1 protein-coding gene is annotated in these 314 nt (G+C 63.4%); it reads left to right on the top strand.

The genetic code is table 11. The annotated features are described in order from the left end of the window. Window positions 1–78: 78 nt before the first annotated feature. A partial coding sequence (locus P1J78_RS25335) for a helix-turn-helix domain-containing protein (protein ID WP_275570129.1) occupies window positions 79–314 on the top strand: 236 nt, incomplete at its 3' end.

Here is a 314-nt window from a genome sequence, read left to right on the forward strand (position 1 = left end):
TAGAGCCTCGTGCGGAAAACCAGAGTCGGGGATTCCCATAAGGAAGGGTTTGTGATTCACTATATGTGGAGGTGGATCATGGGAAAACCGCTATCACTGGATCTTCGTCGCCGGATCGTGGCCTGTGTCGAGGCGGGGCAGTCCCGCCGGGCTGCAGCGGCCAAGTTCGACGTGTCACCGAGCTTCGTCGTCGAACTGATGCGTCGCTATCGCAAGACCGGGTCGCTCGAGCCGGCCCGTCAAGGGCGGCCGCCGGGCGGACGCCTGGCCCCGCTGCACCACTATCTGATCGAGACCGTCGAGGTCCGTCCGGA

Source organism: Psychromarinibacter sediminicola (assembly GCF_029168335.1).
Classification (GTDB): domain Bacteria; phylum Pseudomonadota; class Alphaproteobacteria; order Rhodobacterales; family Rhodobacteraceae; genus Psychromarinibacter; species Psychromarinibacter sediminicola.